18 protein-coding genes are annotated in these 20,308 nt (G+C 67.6%); all 18 read right to left on the reverse strand.

All coding sequences use genetic code 11. The features are described 5' to 3' along the window. Positions 1 to 478: 478 nt before the first annotated feature. Entirely contained in the window at positions 479 to 976 is a 498-nt protein-coding gene (locus GF399_06845; protein ID MBD3400033.1) for a hypothetical protein, read from the reverse strand. Then, entirely contained in the window at positions 966 to 1,823 is an 858-nt protein-coding gene (locus GF399_06850; GenBank protein ID MBD3400034.1) for a DUF4388 domain-containing protein, read from the reverse strand. The genes GF399_06845 and GF399_06850 overlap by 11 nt, the downstream gene beginning before the upstream one ends. A gap of 253 nt (positions 1,824 to 2,076) precedes the next feature. After that, entirely contained in the window at positions 2,077 to 2,415 is a 339-nt protein-coding gene (locus tag GF399_06855; GenBank protein MBD3400035.1) for a hypothetical protein, read from the reverse strand. 694 nt (positions 2,416 to 3,109) lie between these two features. Next, positions 3,110 to 3,523 carry an Rrf2 family transcriptional regulator gene (locus GF399_06860; GenBank protein MBD3400036.1) on the reverse strand — a complete coding sequence of 138 codons (414 nt, stop codon included), beginning with the start codon at positions 3,521 to 3,523 and terminating at the stop codon, positions 3,110 to 3,112. A 359-nt stretch (positions 3,524 to 3,882) separates the two neighbouring features. After that, positions 3,883 to 4,038 (reverse strand): hypothetical protein, encoded by a 156-nt coding sequence (locus tag GF399_06865; GenBank protein MBD3400037.1) that lies wholly within the window; start codon positions 4,036 to 4,038, stop codon positions 3,883 to 3,885. A 27-nt stretch (positions 4,039 to 4,065) separates the two neighbouring features. Continuing rightward, positions 4,066 to 4,395 (reverse strand): hypothetical protein, encoded by a 330-nt coding sequence (locus GF399_06870; protein ID MBD3400038.1) that lies wholly within the window; start codon positions 4,393 to 4,395, stop codon positions 4,066 to 4,068. Between the two features lie 238 nt (positions 4,396 to 4,633). After that, a complete protein-coding gene (locus GF399_06875; protein MBD3400039.1) occupies positions 4,634 to 6,205 on the reverse strand; it encodes a DASS family sodium-coupled anion symporter in 1,572 nt (523 codons plus the stop codon). A gap of 127 nt (positions 6,206 to 6,332) precedes the next feature. After that, positions 6,333 to 6,770 carry a YjbQ family protein gene (locus GF399_06880; GenBank protein MBD3400040.1) on the reverse strand — a complete coding sequence of 146 codons (438 nt, stop codon included), beginning with the start codon at positions 6,768 to 6,770 and terminating at the stop codon, positions 6,333 to 6,335. A gap of 8 nt (positions 6,771 to 6,778) precedes the next feature. Continuing rightward, positions 6,779 to 7,207, reverse strand: coding sequence for a hypothetical protein (locus tag GF399_06885; protein ID MBD3400041.1), 429 nt, complete (start codon positions 7,205 to 7,207; stop codon positions 6,779 to 6,781). Between the two features lie 10 nt (positions 7,208 to 7,217). Then, a complete protein-coding gene (locus GF399_06890) occupies positions 7,218 to 7,502 on the reverse strand; it encodes a hypothetical protein (GenBank protein MBD3400042.1) in 285 nt (94 codons plus the stop codon). 11 nt (positions 7,503 to 7,513) lie between these two features. Further along, on the reverse strand, positions 7,514 to 8,722 hold the full coding sequence (locus tag GF399_06895) for a SpoIID/LytB domain-containing protein (GenBank protein MBD3400043.1): 1,209 nt from the start codon (positions 8,720 to 8,722) through the stop codon (positions 7,514 to 7,516). Further along, positions 8,719 to 9,669 carry a thioredoxin-disulfide reductase gene (locus tag GF399_06900; protein ID MBD3400044.1) on the reverse strand — a complete coding sequence of 317 codons (951 nt, stop codon included), beginning with the start codon at positions 9,667 to 9,669 and terminating at the stop codon, positions 8,719 to 8,721. The genes GF399_06895 and GF399_06900 overlap by 4 nt, the downstream gene beginning before the upstream one ends. 113 nt (positions 9,670 to 9,782) lie before the next feature. Further along, positions 9,783 to 10,862, reverse strand: coding sequence for a UDP-N-acetylglucosamine 2-epimerase (non-hydrolyzing) (locus tag GF399_06905; GenBank protein ID MBD3400045.1), 1,080 nt, complete (start codon positions 10,860 to 10,862; stop codon positions 9,783 to 9,785). Between the two features lie 2 nt (positions 10,863 to 10,864). Then, positions 10,865 to 12,310 carry an oligosaccharide flippase family protein gene (locus GF399_06910; protein MBD3400046.1) on the reverse strand — a complete coding sequence of 482 codons (1,446 nt, stop codon included), beginning with the start codon at positions 12,308 to 12,310 and terminating at the stop codon, positions 10,865 to 10,867. After that, positions 12,307 to 12,852 carry a transcriptional repressor NrdR gene (gene nrdR, locus GF399_06915; protein ID MBD3400047.1) on the reverse strand — a complete coding sequence of 182 codons (546 nt, stop codon included), beginning with the start codon at positions 12,850 to 12,852 and terminating at the stop codon, positions 12,307 to 12,309. The genes GF399_06910 and nrdR overlap by 4 nt, the downstream gene beginning before the upstream one ends. Before the next feature lie 230 nt (positions 12,853 to 13,082). Then, positions 13,083 to 14,153, reverse strand: a complete 1,071-nt coding sequence (locus GF399_06920) for a dihydroorotate dehydrogenase (GenBank protein ID MBD3400048.1) — start codon at positions 14,151 to 14,153, stop codon at positions 13,083 to 13,085. A 706-nt stretch (positions 14,154 to 14,859) separates the two neighbouring features. Further along, complete coding sequence (locus tag GF399_06925; protein MBD3400049.1) at positions 14,860 to 16,341, reverse strand: ABC transporter substrate-binding protein; 1,482 nt, start codon at positions 16,339 to 16,341, stop codon at positions 14,860 to 14,862. Further along, a complete protein-coding gene (locus tag GF399_06930; GenBank protein ID MBD3400050.1) occupies positions 16,157 to 20,155 on the reverse strand; it encodes a DUF3857 domain-containing protein in 3,999 nt (1,332 codons plus the stop codon). The genes GF399_06925 and GF399_06930 overlap by 185 nt, the downstream gene beginning before the upstream one ends. Positions 20,156 to 20,308 lie beyond the last annotated feature (153 nt).

The following is a 20,308-nucleotide window of genomic DNA, read 5'->3' on the forward strand; positions in this document are numbered from 1 at the left end:
TTCGAGGTTACCCCGAAGGCCATCCCCAGGCTGGTGTTGATGAACTGGGCGACAAAGCCCACCGCGATGTAGAGCCAGAAATTCTCCATACGGCCTCCGCAGGAACCGGGCCGATGTTGCGTTCGCCCACGAATAAAACAGAAACCGATAGGATATGTCAATTAAGCGGCATTGGCCACCGGAAATGGGGTGAATAATCAGGCGGGATATCATACACCAGAGTCACGTTGAGTGGATATTTTTACTGTGGAATCTGCCGAATTTCGCCGCTTTGTGTGCTTCAACGGTTGCGACGGGTAACCGAAGTGCGGGAGCAGGCTCTTGTGCGTGCAGACGCAGACACGCCCGCACCCCACGCTCGCCACCGCGGCCGACGGCAAAGCCGCTTGCCACAGCGGGCCGCGCCGGCACGCTTCTTGCAACCCGCGGTCGTCGGTTGACGACCGCGGGCAACAAGCGCGCCGGCGCTGGGTGTAGTTCAGTCGGTAACGCTCTGGCGGTTGAGGATCAGCTTGAGGAGCTGGAGGATGGCGGGGCGGAGCTGGGCGTCGGGCAGGGGGACGAGCTGGTCGGTAGAGGACAGGCGGAGTTGCTGGCGGATGGTCAGCCGGTCGAGGGCGTCGGCGGCGTTGTGGTTGAGCAGGGCGACGATGCGGGGCGAGGCGCTGATCAGCTCCCAGAAGTCGAGGCCGGCGCGGACGTTGGCGATGCTTTCGGGTTGGGCGCAGTCGACGACGACGATATAGCCGGCGACGCCGCTGGTCAGCAGGTCGAAGAGGGAGGGCAGGTCGGAGTTGGTGGGGGCGGCCACCAGTTCGAGGTCGCCGCCGCCGACGGAATAGAAGCGGCCGAGGAAGCCGTAGATCGTGGTCAGTTCGGAGATGCGGCCGGTGTTGGGCCGGAAGGATTCCAGCAGCCCCAGCGCCATCTCCGGCTGGTCGGCCAGGATAAGGATGGTAACCGGCTTACCCCTCATCGTCCTCCCGGTGGAGCACCTCGCGGATCAGCTTGACGGTTTCCGGGGACAGCTCGGGGGCTTTGATCATCGGCGTCTTGAGCATCTTGGCGGGCAGGGGTCGGGTGCGCAGGTCGAGGTGGCCCCGGCCGACCAGGTCGATGGCGATGCGGACCATCTCGAGATAGCCCAGCCGACCGGCGAGGACCATCTCCTCGAGGTTGCGGCGGCCGTTGACCAGGGAGAGGAAGGTCCAGTAGCTGTCGGGCAGCTCCATCTCGTAGAGCTCGCCGGCGCTTTGCGTCAGGCTGGGAACCTGGCGGAAGCTCCAGAAGCGGTCCTTGATGTTGGGCAGGTTCTCGTTGTGGACCAGGCCGCGGATGATCAGCTCGTCGAGACCGATGTTGATCACCAGGGCGGTGGGGTCGGGCGGGGTGAAGGCGAGTTGGTAGTTGTAGTCGCCTTCGGGTTCGGTGGCGGCGCGGTAGACGAGGCCGGCCAACTGATCGGCCAGGATGTCGGTGACCTCCTCGGAGCCCAGCAGGCCTTCGCCGACGAGGTATTCACCGAAGTGTTCGTAGTCGTCGCGCTCGTTGAAGTCGACGAGGTCGGCGGTCAACTGGTCGTCGGTCAACAGGCCGCGCTCGACGAGGAGGGCGCCCAGGGGTCGGCGGTCGGCCTGGCTCTCGGCATGGATCAGCCGGCCGCGCTTGAGGATGAAATCGGTATGGATGTAATCGTCGTCGTCGCCGCCGTCCCGCTCCGTGGCGGGAATGCGCAGCCTGAGGTGCCCGGAGCGACGGTGTCGGACGAGGACCTCGAGGAGTTCGAAGAGGGGGATTTCGGTGAGTTTACCGCTCAGGGCCATCGGTTACCTCGGTTTCGGCGGTCGAGGTCGCCTCGCCGGTTCGGCGGAAAGCCGAACAGGTGGATCTGGTTTCTTCGCCGGTTGAGGAGCCTGCCGGTCAGTTACCGCTCGACGCCACCGGAATCCGGCTTGCCGTGCCGTTCGGTCGTCCCGGGGAGGAGCGGTTTGATGATGACGACGTAGCATCGATTATTGCGGGAGGGTGGAACTCGACCGGTCGAAGGGCCACCCTGCGGCGCTCACCCCGGGAGCGTCAGCCCGCCCCCTCGGCGAGGAGGAACAGGGCGGCGACGGCCAGGGCGCGGTCGCTGCCGGGCGGTGAGACGTGGCGGATGATCAGCCGGCCGTCGTGGGTCAGGGAAACCTGGATAGAGCCGAGATTGAAGCGATCGTAGCGCGGGTGGCGTCGATCCCTGGTAAAGCCCAGCTTGGCCAGACCGCGCTTGAATACGCGCCAGCGGGGCTGCAGGGGTTCTTCGGGCACCAGCTCGTAGTCGGCGACCTCGCCGGTGTCACAAAGCTGGATCAGACGAACCCCCAGGGTCTGATCACCCAGGGCGAGTTTGTCCTGTGTCAGGGTCAGCTTGGGCATCGGCGGTGTGCGCGGCTCGCCGGGACGGCCGGGTTACGCGGCTTGATCGAAGCGACCTAATCGCTGGTTCGGCCGGGGTGGGAGGTTCTTGTTCAAGGTCTTATCTTAATGGTAAAGGCTGGGGGGACGGCTAGTCAAGGGTAATGTGATAATCAGCACATGGCTCGGAGCGGGCCCTGTGGTTTGGCAACCAGGTGTTACGGGACTACTTAACGATAACGAACCTCTGCATAACCATAACTAACCGCTGAGAATGGTAGTTCGAAGCCAGCGGGTCATGCACTCTTCTTCCCGATGGGCAGAGCCTGAATGGCGAAAACGTCGCTAAACCGTTCAATACCAGCAAGTCAGGAACAGTTCTCCAGGTAACAAAGACAAGCCGGGACCTTGCTCTCGCTGTCCTCTATCCGCCCTCTGCGCGGCTAGGCGGCCTTATTCAGGCAGCGCTGCATGGTCCGGGATACCGGAGGTGAGACAGAGAGGCAACGGACACCGTCGGGCTCGGGGGGACGGATACGCCGGACGGACCGTCCTATGACCGGGGATCGGACCGGACCTGCCGGACGAAAGCCGGGAGTGGAAACCGCTGATGTGACTACGGCCACAGTCGGGTTTGGTGTACGAAAAAAGTGGAGAGAGGACCCTCTCCACATAGTGTATAGTAAAAGGCTGACAAATTCCGGCAGTTTGCGGGTCAGGCCTGGTGGGTCAGCAGGTCGGCGAAGGAGGTGCTTTCCAGACGCTGGGCCAGGTCGTCACGGACGGCGAGCCAGAGCCAGCGCAGACCGCACTTGCCCTCGCGGCTGCAGGAGCGGTAGGCGGTTTTGCTGGCGCAGGCCACGGGGGCCAGGTGGCCGTCGAGGGTGCGGATGACATCGGCGATGAAGACGTCGCCGGGCTCCTTGACCAGGCTGTAACCGCCGCCGGGGCCGCGGCGGCTGTGGATGAATCCGGCCCGGCGCAGGGAGAGCAGGATCTGCTCGAGGTAGCGTTCGGGGATCTGCTGGCGGCTGGAGATCTCGTCGGCGGAGAGGCGGCCATGGCCGTAGTTGCGGGAGAGCTCGAGCATTGCGCGACAGCCGTACTCGCTGCGGGTGGATACGTGCATTCGCTACCGTCCGGGGCAGGGGCGGGCTGGAGGCTCCGGAGCCGTGGTGCGCTCGAGGCGCGCAGGGCTCCGCCCGCCGGCGTTGTCAACCGATGCTATCGTTGCAGTTCGTTGCTGTTCGTTGCTGTTCGTTGCGGGCGGCTTCGCAGCGGCTGGGGCTTGTGGGAAACGCGATTCGGTTTTTGCTATTGGCCCGCCGCCGAAACCACCCCGTAGGCGTGGTAATCGTCCTCCACAATTTCACTTTTTGGAGCGTATAACCTACGGAAATGCTAGGTTAAATTCAGCCTAATGTCAAGCGCCATATGCTGGAATTAGCGCCCTCGCGGTTCGTCGAGTCCGGACGGCGCATAAGCGGTTCAATCCTCGGAAAGGAACCCGTGCTCGTCGAGGATGACGCTGATCTCGGCCAGGAACTTGCGGTAAACCTCGAGGTAGTCCTCGGGGGTGTCGCCGGAGGAGGAGTGCTTGTCGAAGTAGGCCACGGTCAACTGGGCGGCGATGTCGTAGGGCATCGTTTCTCCTTGAGGGGAGCGGTCCCGTCACTGGGGCACGGGCATGGTGGGGTGCTCGCTCAAGACGCGGTGGGCCTTGTCGTAGTTGGCGCGCACATCATCGTCGAAGCGCTCGATCATGCTGTCCAGCTCCCGGGCGCTGCCGAAGGAGCGGCTCTGGGCGAAGGACAGGTTGTGCAACACCGATTCGAAGCTCTCGAAGCTGGAGTATTTGGCCACGGTGATGCGGGCCAGGAACTCGGCGCACTCGGCGCAGCGGATGAACATCCGCGGCGGGGCGGCGGGCTCGGTGTACAGGAAGGTGACCGTCTTCTTCGAACCGCACTCGGGGCAGATCATCGGGGTGGCGCGTTCCATCTTTGCCTCCTGGTTTGTCTGAATCACACCTATGATACCCCGGCGGCTGGAGATTGACAAGCGGGGCGGCGCATACCGCTTCGCCGGCGTAAGGGCCGTTGACCGGTCAACTCCGGACCGGGAGACCTGATCGGCCCGGTGAAAAGAAGGGAGGACCCGCGGGTCCTCCCCCATTTCAACCGTTCTACTCGAACAACCGCAGGCCGGGCTTGACAGACCGGTCGTGCTCGTCGCAGTCCTAGGCCAGGATCAGACCGATGAGGAACTTGAAGGCCAGGATGATCACGATGCAGACCAGGGTGATCACCAGGCCGGACTTGGCCATGTCCTTGACCTTGACCTCGCCGGAGCCGTAGGCGATGGCGTTGGGCGGGGTGGAGATGGGCAGGACCATCGAGGCCGAGCTGGAGAGGGCGACCATCACCGCCAGGGGGGCGACGAAGGCCAGCATCTCGTAGCCCATGCCGGTGAAGCCGACAACGATGGGGATCAACAGGCTGGCCGTAGCGGTGTTGGAGATGAAGGTGGTCATGGTGGCGGCCAGCAGGCCGAAGACGACCAGGATCAGCAGGAAGGGCAGGCCCTCGAGGCTGATCAACCCGACGAGGTAGGAGTTGAGGCCGCTTTGGCTGAGGGCCACGCCCAGGGACAGCCCGCCGCCCATGATGAAGAGGATGTTCCAGCCCAGGGAGTTGAAGTCGTCCTTGTCGAGGATACCGGTGGCCAGGAAGAGCACGCCGGGGATCAGGGCGATGATCGAGGTGGTGAAGCCGGGCAGGACATCCTTCCACAGCGGCTGGGCCAGCCAGGCGATCACGGTGCCGACGAGGACGTAGAGGATGAAGCGGCCCTTGGGGCCCATCTTGCGCTTGATCTCGATGTCGACCTTGAAGTGCCGGGTTTTGGGCTTGAAGAACAGGCCCAGCAGCAGCCAGGTGACGATCAGGGCGACGATCAGGATCGGTACGGCGAAGCCCATCCACTGGCCGAAGCCGATGGAGAAGCCGGCCTCCTGCAGGCCGCCGATGGCGATGGCGTTGGGCGGGGTGCCGATGGGGGTGCCCATCCCGCCGATGTTGGCGGCGAAGGGGATACCCAGCATCAGCGCCTTGCGGAAGGGGTCGCCCTTCTCGGTCTCCTTGAGCACGGGCAGGGCGACGGTGATCATCAGCGCCGTGGTGGCGGTGTTGCTCATCCACATCGAGAAGAAGGCGGTGGTGATCATCATCGCCAGCAGAACGATCCGCGGGTTGGTGCCGACGCGGTCGAGGATGGCCTTGGCGATGCGTTCGTCGATGCGGTACTTGTGGACGGCCCGGGCCAGGATGAAGCCGCCCAGAAACAGCGCCACCACGCTGGAGAAGAAGGGGTGGAGGAACTGCTTGTAGTCGGTGATGATCTCGCCGCCGGGTCCGGCGCTGCCGACCAGCCAGACGCATTCCAGCACGACGATGATCAGGGAGGTGACGTAGAGGGGGACGGCCTCGGTGATCCAGAGGACGGCGGCGATCATGAAGATGGCCAGGGCGGCGGAGCCGGCCTCGGAGAGGCCCTCGAGGGGCAGGAAGTAGGCCGCGACGCCGAGGGCGGCGGCAATCAGGATGGGCAGGAGCTTCTTGCGCAGAATGACGGTAACCTCCGGTCGTTCCCGCAGCGGGGCTGGTGACGGTAAGACACGCAGGCTTGAGTTCAGCTTCGCCGGGAGTTTAGCACAGGGTCCGGCGGGGCTCAAGTGAAGGCGTTCACATAAGCAGCCCGGCTCCGGTGAACGTAGTTGAGCCCGCCCGCCGGGCCGGCACTGTTTCAGCATTGACGACGGACCGGCGGCGGTTCCCGGTACAGTCCGCCGCGGGTTGTTTGAGCTTTTCCAGCCGGGATGAAAAACGGGCGACTGGGGACAGTCGCCGCTGCGGATCACTTGGTTCGAGGCGGCGGGGTCAGCGGTTTCGTTCCGGGGCCTGGTCGCCGACGATGGAGAAGCTGACCTCGCGGCGACGGGGGCGGTTGTCGAAGTCCAGCAGCACCGGCTGCTGCCAGGTGCCCAGTCGGGGTTTTCCTTCGACGACGGCGAAGGTGATCGAGGGCCCGACGAGGGCCGCCCGCAGGTGGGAGAAACCGTTGCCGTCGCCCCAGCGGGCGTCGTGGTGGTAGTCGGGCCCCCGGGGGACCAGGCGCTGCAGCAGCTCGCCCAGATCGCGGACCAGGCCGGGCTCGTATTCGATGGTGGTCACGGCGCAGGTGGAGCCGCTGACGGCGATGCAGCACAGGCCGTCAGCGACGGGAGCCGCGGCGAGGAACCCGGCCAGCTCGGCCGACAGATCGACGACGGCGCCGTCGCCGGGGGTCTCGCAACTGAAGCTGTCCTCGTGGAGCATGGGGCTCGTCAATCGTCGGAGGACGCGGCGTCGCCCAACTCGGCGGGGGTAACTTCGCCAAGCGGCCAGCCGCGGGCGCGCAGCAGCTCGGCGAAGTCGGCGCCGCCCTCGTCGGGCGCGACGGGCTCCGCCGTTCCGGCGGGGGCGGGGGCGTTCTGGTCGCTGAGCATTTCGCTGTGGGCCAGCGCACCGAGTCGGGCACCCCGACCCAGGTAGATGAAGGTCTCCTCGTCCTCGACCAGGTAGACCTCGTCGCCGGCGGGGTACCAGAGCAGGTAGACGTCCTCCTGGGCCAGGTAAAAGACGCGGCATCCGCGTTGCGGGTCCCAGGCCTCGTAGACGCTGACCTCGGGGTGGAAGGTGAACTCCAGCTCCTCGAAGAGGCCGAGGGCCGGCAGGCTCGCCAGGAGAAGCAACAGGGCGGTCAGGCGTTTCATGGACGCTCTCTCAGTCGGCGAGGTAGGCGGCGGCGGCGACCAGGCGGCGGATGTCGCGCAGTCCGACTTTACCCCGGTAGAAGCGGGAGTCGGCGTTGGCCTCCACGACGGCGGCGTGCAGGGTTGCGGGTTCGGCGGCGGCGACGGCGTCGGGGGAGCCGTACCCGGCGGCGAGCAGCACCAGTCTGGCCGCCAACTCCTCGAGCAGGGGCCGCTGACTGGGGATCAGGTCGGAGGACTCCAACCGCCGGCGCAGCTCGTCCAGGGTGCTTTCGTCGTTCCAGCGGGTACTCATTCCGGTCCCCCCTAGCTCGGCGGGGGTTCGAGCTCGCGATAATCGGCGACGCGGCAGCCGGGGAAGTAGAACTCGATGATCTCCGCCGCGGTCCGCTCGGCGGCGGCCATCCCCCGGGCGCCCCACTGGCAGAGGCCCACGCCGTGGCCGTAGCCCGAACCGCGCAGGCTCAGACCGCTCTCGTCGATGTCGAACAACTCGAAACGGGTGCTCTTGAGCCGGGAGTAACCGAGGAGGCGGCGCAGCTCGTTCCCCGGAACGCTGAAGCTCTCGTCGGCTACGGTGACGAACTCGAGGGCCCGCACCCGACCGGTGCGCGGGTTGGTCAGCGGCTGCAGGCCGCTCAAGGGCGCGGAGCAGTAGCCGTGGTCGACGAGGAGGCGGGAGAGCTCGGGGAACTCCAGGCGCAGCTCCCAGGCGGCGTGGGGCGAGTCGGCGCACCAGGGGCACTCGACGCCCGTCAACCAGGGCTGCCGGGGCGAACCGGGCCAGGCGTCGTCGACGGCGGCGGTGTGACCGCCGCAGCAGGCGCTGAAGAAGGCCGTCACCAGCTCTTCCTCGTGAAGCACGACCAGGTTCTCCGTGGTGGTGACGGCGGCCGAGGTGCGGTCGTCCTCGCGGTCCAATCCGCCGTAGACCTGGCTGGCGGTGTCGGCGCGCAGGTGCCAGGGGGCCGACGGTTTCGCCCAGGCCCGGGCCAGGGCGTAGGAGCGGCTGACCACGGCCTGGGCCTCGAGGGCCGCGGCGGGCCAGTCGACGTAGACCTCGGCGGGCAGCACACCGCGCAGGTAGTCCTCGACGTCCAGGGCGTTGACCAGCCGCAGGCCCGTCGGCGTGCGCTCGACGCTCAGGGCCGGGCGGTAGCCGACGTTGTCGTGAACCAGGCGCGGCGGCGGCTCGCCGGACCGGGCGTCGCCCGCGAGGACCACGGCGGATCCGCTCAGCAGCTCACCGTTGACGACGAGGTTGCCGGCGGTGTCGAGCCAGAAGACCAGCTCCCAACCCGCCGGAACCCGGTAGAGGGTCTCACCGCCGGGCTCGAGGAGTCGGCCGCCGTCGGGGAAGGCCACCATCAGTTGCTCGGCGTCGGCGGCCAGCAGCACCCGGACCTCGGTGGCGTCGTAAGGCAGGGCCTCCCAGGCCTCGGGATCGACCGTCGGGCGGCAGCCGGCCAGCAGGACGGCGCCGAGGGCCGGGATCAGCGGTGCAAGTCGCCTCATCGTTTGTCCATCTCGATGGCGCAGTTCTCGTTGATCCAGCAGCGGGCCGTCTCCGTGGCGATGGCCGCCTGACCGACGGCGACGGCGATCTGGCGCAGCGGCGAATCGACGACGTCGCCGGCGGCGAAGATCCGCGGGTGGCTGGTGCGCATCCGCTGATCGACCTTGACGTAGCCGTAGTCCGTCATCTCGACCATTCCCTCGACCAGCTCGTTGTTGGGCAGCAGGCCCAGGGCCGAGAAGATGCCGGTAACCTGTAGCCGGCGCTCTTCACCGCTCTTCTTGTGCTTGACCACCAGACCCTCGACGCCCTCCTCGCCCAAGATGCGCTGCGGGGTGTAGGGCATCACCAGCTCGATGTTCTCCACGCCGCGGACCTGCCACTGCAGCACCGGCTGGCCGCGGAACTCCAACCGGCGGTGCACCAGGTAGACCTTCTTGCAGATGCGCGACAGGTAAAGGGCGTCCTCGAGGGCGGTGTCACCGCCGCCGACGACGGCGACCTCCTGGTCACGGAAGAAATTGCCGTCGCAGGTGGCGCAATAGGACAGGCCCCGGCCGTGATACTGGGGCGTTTCCTTCAGCGGGAAGGGTCGGTAGTGGGCCCCCGTGGCCAGCAGGATGGCCTTGGCCCGCCAGGTGTCGTCGAAATCGTCGATCATCATGAAGTGATCGTTCTCCTCACGGATCTTCTCGATCCGTGAGGGTTCGACCTCGAAGCCGATCTGTTCGGCCTGCTTGTCCAGCAATTGTGAAAACTCGACGCCGGCGATCGGACCGACGACGCCGGGGTAGTTCTCCAGGGTCGCCGTGGTGGCGATCTGACCCCCGGCCAGGCCGTCGTTGAAGATGACGAAGTTCACCCCGCCGCGCTTGGCGTAGATCGCGGCGGTGTGACCGGCGGGGCCGCCGCCGATGATGGCCAGCTCGTACATCTGCTCTGACATCGTGGCTTACCTCGTTGTGGTTGGTTCGTCGCAATGAACACTACAAGCGTCGGCCCCGTCCACGCCCCGGAACTACGAGGCCCCGTCAAGTATATTCGCTTAAGCTAAATTGGTCAACGGTCGCCGGCCTGGGCGTGGCCGAAGCGCTCGAGGATGTCGGCCACCTTGGCCGAGGCCCGACCATCGCCGAACAGGGGCGGGTGCTCGGCGGGCGGGGCGAAGCCTTCCAGCATCCCGACCAGCTCCCAGGGGGCGACCAGCCGGTTCCAGCCGACCTCGACGGTTTCCAGCCACTCGGTCTGGGGCATGACGGTCAGGCAGGGGGTCCGGTGGAGGTAGGCCTCCTTCTGCAGTCCGCCGGAGTCGGTGACCAGCAGGCGCGCCCCGGCGAGCAGGGCCTGCATCTCCAGGTAGCCCAGGGGTTCGGTGAGGATGCTCTGATAATCGTCGAGTTTGCCCAGATCGCTCAGCCGTTGCCGCGTACGCGGATGCAGAGGCAGCACGACGGGCTCGTCCAGTTGGCGGAGGGCGTCCAGAATCGTGGTCAACCGCTCGGCGTTGTCGGTGTTGCGTGGACGGTGGACGGTGGCGGCGACGTACTCCCTGTCGCGCAGGCCCAGACGCTCCAGCAGGGCGGGCTGCAAGGGGCGGAAACGGGGCTCGGCCCACAGCAGCAGATCGCACATCACGTCGCCGGTCAGGTGGACGCCGGCGCTCAGGCCCTCTTGTTTGAGGTTCTCGACGGCGGTCTGGGTGGCGCAGAGCAGCAGGTTGCTGATGTGGTCGGTGGCCACGCGGTTGATCTCCTCGGGCATACTGCGATCGCTGGAGCGCATCCCGGCCTCGACATGGACGAGGGGCAGCTTGAGTTTGACCGCCGCCAGGGCTCCGGCCAGGGTCGAGTTGGTGTCGCCGTAGACGACGACCACGTCGGGTTCGTGCTGTAGCAGGACCTCCTCGAGGGCGATCAGCATCTGTCCGGTCTGGCGACCGTGACCGGCGCTGCCGATGGCCAGATTGTACTGCGGTTCGGGCAGCCCCAGCTCGTTGAAGAAGACGTCGGAGAGCTGCAGGTCGTAGTGCTGACCGGTATGGATCAGCAGTTCAGCGATTTCCCGGGCGGCAAGTTGGCGGGAGACCGTGGCGGCCTTGATGAATTGGGGGCGGGCGCCGACGATGGTGGCGACCAGCATGGCTACTCCTCGGAGGGGTTGTCGGCGGCCGGATCGCCGCGGCGCAGACCGGCGCGCAGGCGCTCGAGGTCGCTGCGGCCGACGGCGCCGCTGAGATAGAGGGCGACGAGATACAGGGGCAGACTGGCTAGGGCCCACAGCAGGGGCAGGAAGCCGCAGGCCAGAGCGTAGAGGGCTCCGGACAAAAGGGTGCCGCCCAGGGGACGGCGCAACTCGGGGTCTTCGAGATACCGACGGGCGGCGATGACAAAGGCCACGAGGACCAGAATCTCGGTGATCAGGGTCGTCCAGGCGGCGCCGACGTGCTCCCAGCGCGGGATGGCGTAGAGGTTGGCCAAAACGTTGAACAACCCGCCGCCCAGGGAGATCCAGGCAAACGCCTTCTCGCCGCCGGCTGATTTGAGCAGAACGGCCAAGGGATAGCCGGCGAAGACGAAGGGCAGCGCCAGGCCGAGGATCCGCAGGGCGTCGGCGGCCGAACCGTAACCCTCGCCGAGGGCCGCCGCGGCGATCGGCTCGGCGTGGAAGGCGAACAGGGCCGCCACGGGCAGGGCGACGGCGGTCAACAAGCGCACGGCCGCCGAAGTGGTCCGGGTCAACCGGGCCTTGTCCCCGGACAGCTCGCTCAGCGCCGGGAACAGGGCCGCCGACAGCGCCGTCGGCAGGAAGAGCAGGACGTTGTAGAGCCGGACCGCCGCGCCGTACCACCCCACCACCCGATCATCGCCGACCATGTACTTGAGCATGGTGATATCGACCAGCTTGTAAAGAACGATGAACAGGCTGGCCAGAGCGAAGGGCAGGCCGCGGCGCAACAGCGACAGCCAACGCCGGGGCCGGGGCTTAACGATGCCGTAGCGTCGCGCCGCCCAGACCAGGCTCACCAGGGCGCTGACGGCGCCGGCGGCCGCCGTGGCCGTTATCAGACCCTCGGGTCCCGTCCGCAGCAGCACGGCCAGGTAACCCAGACCGAGGGTCAGGGCGTCGCCCACCAGGTTGATGATGAACAGCAGGCGGAAGTCCTGGCGGCCCTTGACAACTCCCAGGGCCGCCTCGCGGCTGCCGGCGAAGATCACCGCTCCCAAACCGGCCCAGACGATCATGTACAGCTCGCCGGGCTGAGTCGAGCCGCCGACCAGAGCCAACGCCCCCAGGGTCGCCGCTCCGAGGATCAGCTTGAGGCAGAGAACGTCGACGAGGTAACCGGCGGCGCGGCGCCCCTCCCGGGCCACCTCGCGCACGGTCAGCTCGGCCAGACCGAAGTCGTTGCCCAGCACCCACAGGCCGACGAACCCCAGGGCGAAGGTGTAGCGGCCGTAACCCGCGTCGCCGAAGAAGCGCACGGCGATCAACTGCAGCGCCAGGGCCAGCAGCTTGCGCAGCATCTCCGAACCCAGCACCAGTCCGGTGTTGGCGCCGAGACGGCGGATGAGGGAAGGGCTTCTCATCGGCGGGGCGGGCGGTCGTCGAGTTCGAACAGGGGCGGACCCTCACCTTGCTCTTTCTTCTTCGTACCGCTGCGACGGGCCCGACGACGTCGGGTCTGGGTCAGACGACGCAGCTCCTCGGCGAACTGGGCGCTGTCGGTGAACTGTCGGTAGACGCTGGCGAAACGCACGTAGGCCACCTCGTCGAGTTCGGCCAGCTCGTCCATCAGCCACTCGCCGATCTCCCGGCTGGCGACCTCCGTGGCCAGCCGGTTGCGCAACTCCGTCTCCAGGCGCGCCACCAGCTCCTCGATGCGCTCCCGGGAAACGGGACGCTTCTCGCAGGCCTTGACCACGCCGGCCAGGACCTTGTCCCGGTCGAAGGACTCGCGACCGCCGTCGCGCTTGATGACCAACAGCTCCGGCTCCTCGACGGTCTCGTAGGTGGTGAAGCGCCGTCCGCAGGCCAGACACTCGCGCCGCCGACGGATGCTCTGACCACCCCGGCTCGAACGGGTGTCGATCACCCTGTCGTCGTCCTGACCGCAGAAGGGACAGCGCATGGCTGGGTCACCTCGGATTACCCGGAGCGGGGCCGACGCCCGTCGAAAACAACCGCCGGCGCGGTATCACGGAAATGCGGCCGCCGGAACCGGCACGGTTTTTGCATCTCGGCGGCCGTTACTGACGATCTTAACGCCCCGCCTCCGCAAAAACCGTGCCGGTTCCGGCGGAGCGGTTGTGGAAATCGGCTGGCGCCGGCGGCGGTTGTTTTCGACGGGCGCTTGCCGACTCAGGCCTGCGGCATCCGCAGGCTGCCGTGGAGTTCGTTGAGCTTGCTCATCTTGCGTTGTTGGAGCAGGCGACGCAGTCCGTTGCAGATCCGCCGCGGGGTGTCAGGCCGGTAGAAGCTGGCCGTGCCGACGCCGACGGCGTCGGCGCCTGCGATAAGGTGTTCGGCGGCGCCGGACCAGTCATCGACGCCGCCCAGGCCGACGAGCGGGATGCGGGGCAGGGCGCGGCGGAGCTGGTGTACCAACCGCACGGCGACGGGACGCACGGCGGGACCGGAGAGTCCGCCGAGGCCGTTGCCCAACATGGGTCGTGAGGTCGCGGGATCGATCCGCAGACCGAGCAGGGTGTTGGCGGCGGTCAGGCCGTCGGCGCCGGCCTCGACGGCGGCCAGGGCCGGCGTGACGATGTCGGTGACGTTGGGCGTCAGCTTGACGAACAGGGGCAGATTGTCGACGACGCGGCGCACCCGTCCGACCAGCTCGGCCAGAACGGCGGGGTCGGTGCCGAACTGCAGCCCGCCGCGGCGCACGTTGGGGCAACTGACGTTGAGTTCGAGGGCGGCCGGTCCGTGGTGGGCGGCACTGAAGGCGTCCAGTCGCCGGGCGGCCTCGACGTAGTCTTCGCTGGTCGAGCCACCGATGTTGACGATCACCAGGGGGAGCTCGGCGGGGGTGGAGCGGGCCTGTTGGACCAGTTCGAGGGTTCGGGGCAACTCGCGCTCCAGGAAGGCCTCCAGACCGACGTTGGCCAGACCGATGGAGTTGAGCATCCCGGCCGGGGTCTCGCAGATCCGGGGCGGCGGGTTGCCGGGGCGGGGTTCGAGGGTGACCGTTTTGGTCGTCAGGGCGCCGACGCCGTCCAGGCCGTTGAGCTGGTGGAGCTCGCCGCCGTTGCCGCAGGTGCCCGAGGCCGTCACCACCGGTGTGGGCAGGTAAAGAGGTCCCAATGTGACGCGCAGGGCGTTCTCGGGAGCCGGACGCTCGGCGGCTAGAGATATCGAGTGCGGCGTGGAGGGTAAGGGCCAAGCGAGTTCCTCGGCGCGGAACAGGGGACCGTCCTCGCAGACCATTCTGTAGCCGCCGTCGGCGGCGGGGACGGCGCAGCCCCGGCAGAGTCCGGTGCCGCAGCCCATCAGGGCTTCGAGCAGCAGCCAGCACTCGGTTTCGCTCGCGTCGCACATCCCGGCGACGCAGTCCAGCATGGCCGACGGTCCGCAGGCCGTGACGACGGGCGGTGGTCCGGGTTCACCCAGGGCTTCCCGGAGCAGCTCGGTCACCGGTCCACAGCGGCCCTGGGAACCGTCGTCGGTGGCCTGCCGGGCCGTGACGCCGTCGGGCAGCAGCGACAGGTAGCCGGTCAGCTCGGCGGCCCCGGCGGCGCCGAGGAGGAGTTCGACGTCGGCCGCCCGGTTGCGTAAACACTCGAGGAAGAAGAGAAGCGGAGGGACGCCGATGCCGCCGCCGACCAGCAGCAGGCGTCGGCCCGCCGGGTTGGGCTCCCGGCGTTTTCCCAGCGGTCCAAGGCAATCGAGTTCGTCTCCGTGTTCCAGGGCGGCCAGGGCGGCCGTGCCCGGACCGACGACGCGGACGACTAGGCGGAACTCGTCGCCCGCCACCCCGGCCAGGGAGAAGGGCCGGCGCAGCAGGGTGCCGCCGCCGCAGACCGCCTCGACGAACTGGCCGGGAACGGCGTCCAGGGGCTCCGGCGCCGTCAGGATCAGCTCGACGATACCCGCGGCGGGCTCACGCCGCCGCAGGAGCCTTGCCTTGAAGGCCTTACTCACCGGTTTCCCCGTCGGCGTCCTCCTCGGCCGGCGTCAAGGCTAGTTCATCGGCGTTGGGGACGCTCAGGGCGCTGGGTCTGTCGACGACGGCTTCGTCATCGAGGAATTCGAGGGACAACAACGGCGCCTCCTCGACCAGCTCGGTGCGCACCCCGGTGGCCGCGGGAACGGTGGCTTCGACGAAGGAACGGTGCGGCGGGTTCTCCAGGTCGTAATCACCCATCAGGCCCTCGAAGCTGTCGAGGGCGGCCAGGGCGCCGGCAACCCGGGGAGCCTCCGCGGAGTCGGCCCGGGCCACGGCCCGGCGGGCCAGGCGGGCGGCGTCGTAGGCCGCGGCTCCGACGGGGCCGGGGCGGTAGCCGACGTTGGCCCGGTAACGCTCGGCGAAGGAGACGGCCAGGGCCCGCTCATCACTGACGGCGAAACCGCCGACGAAGTAGCCCTCGTCCAGGATGTAGAGTTCGGGCAGCTCCAGGCGCGCCGGCTTGGCGTGGACGGGGGCCACGAAGGCCGGATGGTAGGTCAACTCGGCGCAGGCCTGCAGCAGCTCGACCAGGCAGTCGGCGCCGCCGTTGACGATCACGCCGTCATAATCCTCGGCCAGGAGCTGGAAGGCCGCCGTCTGGTAATCCTGTTCGGTGAAGGAGATCGTCAGCTCGGTGAAGGTCAGCTCCTCGCGGCGTTCGAGCTCGGCGAGATACAGGGGCCGGTAGAGCTCGTACAGCGGCGGCGAGTCGTTGATCAGAGCCACCTTGTCCATCATCGCCCACTCGTCGGCCACCTCGACGATCCGCGGGATCAGCTCGGTGAAGGGGACGGTCAGGTTGTAGAGGTGGGGCGCCTCGAGTTCGGCCGAGGTGTTGAGGGTGTCGGCGACCAGCAGGGTGGCCGTTTCGAGCTCCGTCGACAGGCGGCCGGCCAGCCGGACGGCCGCGGGCCGCGGGTCGGTGAAGACGATTGCCGAAACACCGTCGACCTCGACCAGCCGGCGGAAGAGCCGCTCGAGAACCTCGAGATCCTCGCCGCCGTCGTAGTGCAAGGTCTGGTACTTGAGCTCCTCGTCAGTCAGGCCGCGCTTGGCCACGGCCCGGACGGCCAAATCGGCGCCGCGGTAGCCCTCCACTCCGAAGGCTTCATAGCTGCCGGTTTCCGGGCCGAGGACTCCCAGATAGACGGCCCGCTCGTAACCGCCGCAGTTGCACAGCAGCAGGGCGGGGATCATCAGCAGGAGGACGGGGAAGCGTCGAGGCATGGATTCCTCCGGGTTGCGCGGTTGACTGAAAAGTTGACTAGTCCTCGACGACGGTGAGGACCTGGAGCTGGGCGCGGTCGTAGGCGGCCAGGAAGGCGCGCAACTCCTGGTAGGCCGCGGGGTCGAAGCTGGGATCGTCGATGACCAGACGATCGGTGACCCGCAGGACGCCGTCGGTGAACTCGTAGGTGCAGTCGAAGGCGGCGGCGATTGCACCGTCATCGCCGGTGATCTCCAGATGAACGTCGTCGGGCAGGCCGGCGGGGTTGTAGCCGTCGGGCGGGAGGAACTCGACCGTGGTCGTCTGGCGCCAGCGCTTGTCCAGCCGCAGGGGGTAGCGACGCTCGGAGAGGGAGCCGTAGACCTGGGCCAGCTTATCGAGGTGCAGGTGGCTGGCGAAGCTCAGGGCGCCGTCATCGACCCGCGCCAGACCCGGGAGGCGCAGATCGTAGGCGAACTCGACGTTGGTCGACAGATCGTCCATGTCCGAGAGGTTGATCTCGCTGATCTCGGCTCCGGGGTAGCGCTGGTTCCAGTAGCTCTCCAGATTGGTCTGCTGGCGTTCGGGCTGCTGGTAGTCCCGGCGGCGCTGGGAGCTATGGTTGGCCCCGTACTCCAGCTCGCGATGGCCGACGGCGGTTCCCGTTTCATCGAGCTCCAGGCGGGTGCGCGAGATGAGGAAGTTGTCCTCGGGCGGGTAGAGGGGGATCTCGGCGAAGTAGCCGCCGTCCTCGTCGCAGACGTAGACCTCGCAGCCCTGGTCCATCTGGGGCAGCTCCCACCAGGCGTGGTATTCGGCGATGCCGTCGAGGAACAGGCGGCCGTCGAGGGCGGCGACGAGCTCGTCGCTCATCCGGGTGCGCAACTGCTCCGGGCCGATGCCGTCCTGGAAGGGTACGCTGCAGATCATGTGATTGAACAGGCCGATGGCCGGCTGCTCCCAGTCCAGCCGTCCGAGACCCTGGGTGCGGACGAAGACCGGATAGGCCTCGATGCCGACGGCATCCAGCAAAGAGATCATCAGCGCCGCGGTGGCCTTGCAGTCGCCGTAGCCGGCGTTGAGGCAGCGCTCGTTGTCCAGGGGCTTCCAGCCGCCGATACCCAGCAGGATGGCCACATAGCGGATCTCGCTGGTGACGTAGTCGTAGATCGCCGTCAGCTTCGCGAAAGGGGTTTCGGCGTCGGCGGTCAGCTCGGCGGCCAACCCGCGGACCGCGGCGTCGGGCTCCAGGGTTTCGGCGGACAGCCGCCACCACCAGCGGCCCAGCTCGGACCAACTGTTGAAATTGCTGACCACATTGAGCGGCAGCAGCTCGGCCAGGGGCGGGGCGTAGGGCTCGTTCTTGATCCGGGGCAGCTTCTCGGCCCGGCGGCGGATCACCCGCTGGTCGGCGGCTGCGTCGGCCCCGTCGAGGATCTCGACACCGGCGCCGTTCTGCAGATGGCTGTAGAGGGGGTAATCGGCCGGGGTCAGGACGATGTACTCGCTGAGCATCGTCGGCTCGTAGTTGCCGAAGACGAAGATATCGGAGAAGTTGCCCTGGTAGATATTCTCGCCGACCTGGTCGATGCGGTATTCGATGTCGATGACGGCGCCGACCTCGATCCCGGGCAGCGGGGCGTAGCGGGTGTACTCGTCGTGGTACATCCGGCTCTCGACGTCGGAGCGCGAGTACTCGCCGAAGTCCGTGGCCTCGAGCTCGGTGCCGTCGCCGCGGATGACGCGCATGTGACGGACCTCGTAGGTCTCCTCGTCGGGGATGTAGGTGAAGTAGCCGTAGCCGAAATCCTGCAACGCCTCGGGTCGTTTGAGCTTGATGACCCGGTGGACGACGCGGCTCGAGGTGCCGTCGGAGTTGACCTTGATGACCTCCTGGTCCAGCAGATACTCGGCGGCGGCCTCGGGATCCTGTTCCTCCCAGGCGTCGATCAGCTCGTAGACGTCGTAAGCGAAGGGGTCGTCGAACTGCTCGACGGCCGGCCCCTGCTCCAGGGTGCGGCGGTAATCGGCCACCCAGGTCAGGTTGGGTTGAATCTCCAGGGCCCGGTCCCAGAGGGCGAGGGCCTCGTCGCGGCGCTCCAGTTCCCAGAGACAGGCGCCGCGCCGGGCCAGCAGCTCGGCGTCGTCGGGACGCAGCTCCAGGGCCCGGGCGTAGATCCCGGCGGCCTCGGCGTAGCGGCCGTGGTCGGCCAGGTCCTCGGCCCGGTAGCGCAGCGGCCAGAGCTCCAGGGGCTGCAAGGGTCGGCTGTCGGCCAGCAGGGAGCAGGCCTCGTCCAGACGGCCGATCTTGACCAGCAGGCGGTAGAGCCCGCTCAAACCACCGTCGTCGTAGGCGTTACCGGCCAGCAGGCGGCGGTAGACGGCGGTGCGTTCCTCGACCCCGGCCCGGCCGGCGTAGAGGGCCGCCCGATCCTCGAGGGCCGGAACGTAATCGGGGTGCAGTTCCAGCAGCTCGTCGAGGACGGCGGTGCGCTCGAGCTGGTATTCCTTGGCGGCCAGTTGGCGTTCCCGGTAGAGCAACAGTTGCAAGCATACCGGATTGTACTCCAGCCCGCGGGCCGCGTAATCGAGGACCTCGTCGGGACGCTGCAGGGTGTCGTAGAGGTCGCAGAGGGCGATGTAGGATTCGACGTGGGCCGGGTCGGCCTCCAGGGCGCTCAGGTAGGCCTCGCGGGCCAGGTTGAAGTCGATCTCGTACAGGCCGTACTCGTAAAGGGCCGGCGCCCAGTTCGCCCCGGCGGCCGCGAAACCGTCGACGGCCTGTTTGAAAAGATCGCGAGGGTAATGCTCATCGTTGTCGTGACGGCGCTGAACGACCTCCAGGTGCCCCAGGTAGTAGAGGGCCAGGGGGTTGCCGTTCTCAGCCAGCTCTTCGAGGCGGGTGTAATGGTCCGCCGGCGGGGCCGAGAACTCCGGAGCGTCGCCGCGACGCCAACCCGCCGGGGGCCGGGCGCGGTGCTCGAGATGCAGCGGCTCGCCGGCGGTGTCGGTCAGACGCAACCGGACCTCCCAGCCGCCGACGTCGCAACAGGTCTTGACCAGCACTTCGTGCCAGCCCGGCTCCAGCACCACGCCCACCGTCGCGGTGTCCGGGTGGCAGCGGGAGCGGTAGAGGTCGGCGGCGGCGACCTCGGCACCATCGATCCACAGCTTGTAGGCCCCGATGGCGCCCAGCCGGACGAAAACCTCGCGGCGCTCGTCGACGCGGAGCCAGCCGGCCAGATAGCCGCAGACCTGGCTGTTGGGATAGCTGATCGCCGACAAGCGCAAGGGGCCGTAACGGGGCGCCAGGGAGCCCTCGGCCAGCTCGAACTCCGGCCGGGGCAGCCCGCGCCAGCCGACCTCGCTGCGCTTGCCCTGATAGCGGGCGGCCGGGTCCACCCGACCGTCGACCTCGGGGCCGTAAACCGCCTCGAAGCCGGCCTGGTTCTCGTTGTCGAAGGGCCCCAGGAACAGCAGATCGCTCAGATAGCCCAGCTCGTCGGCCAGCTCACTTGCGCGGCGGGCCTCCCCGGCGCGACGCGCCGTCTCCAGCAAGAGCTCACCGGCCCGGGCGCGCAGCTCGGCGCTCTGCCGGGGGTCGGCGTACAGCTCCCCGCAGACACCCTCCAACCGCGTCCAACCGCCCGGGAACTCGCCGGCCAGCAGGTGCAGGCGCTCCAGGTAGAGGGGGTTCTCATCCCGACCCGGAGCTGAACGCAAATAGACCGCAAAGGCGGCGAAGGCCTCACCGAACTCGCCCCGTCCCTGATGGATCAAGCCGGCCAGCTCGGCCAAGGCCGCCGTCGATTCGTCGTCCGCCGTCGGCAGACGATCCCGCACCCGCTCCAACAGAACCTCCGGCTTCTCGCCGGCCAGATAGGCCCGCCAGGCCCGCTGGGCGAACAGGGGATCCTCGAGACCCTCGAGGGCGACGGGATCCTCCAGTCGCGCCGGATCGGCGGCCGCCCGCAGGGCGATTTCACTAGCCGCGGCGCCCAGACAGAATGCGACCAGCAGCAGGATCAGGGGCAGACGACGGGGTACGGTGGTCATTGCTTTCCTCGGGCTGAAACGGCGCGACTGGGGGCGGCGGAGGAGCATTCTTAGGGCATAATAGCGGTCCCGGGGCCGGTAAGTCAACACTCCACGCCGGAACGCTTGACGTGGCCGCACCGCTATCGTAGAATACGCCCCGCTTTTAACGAC

It is taken from the genome of Candidatus Coatesbacteria bacterium (assembly GCA_014728225.1).
In the GTDB taxonomy this organism is placed as follows: domain Bacteria; phylum RBG-13-66-14; class RBG-13-66-14; order RBG-13-66-14; family RBG-13-66-14; genus WJLX01.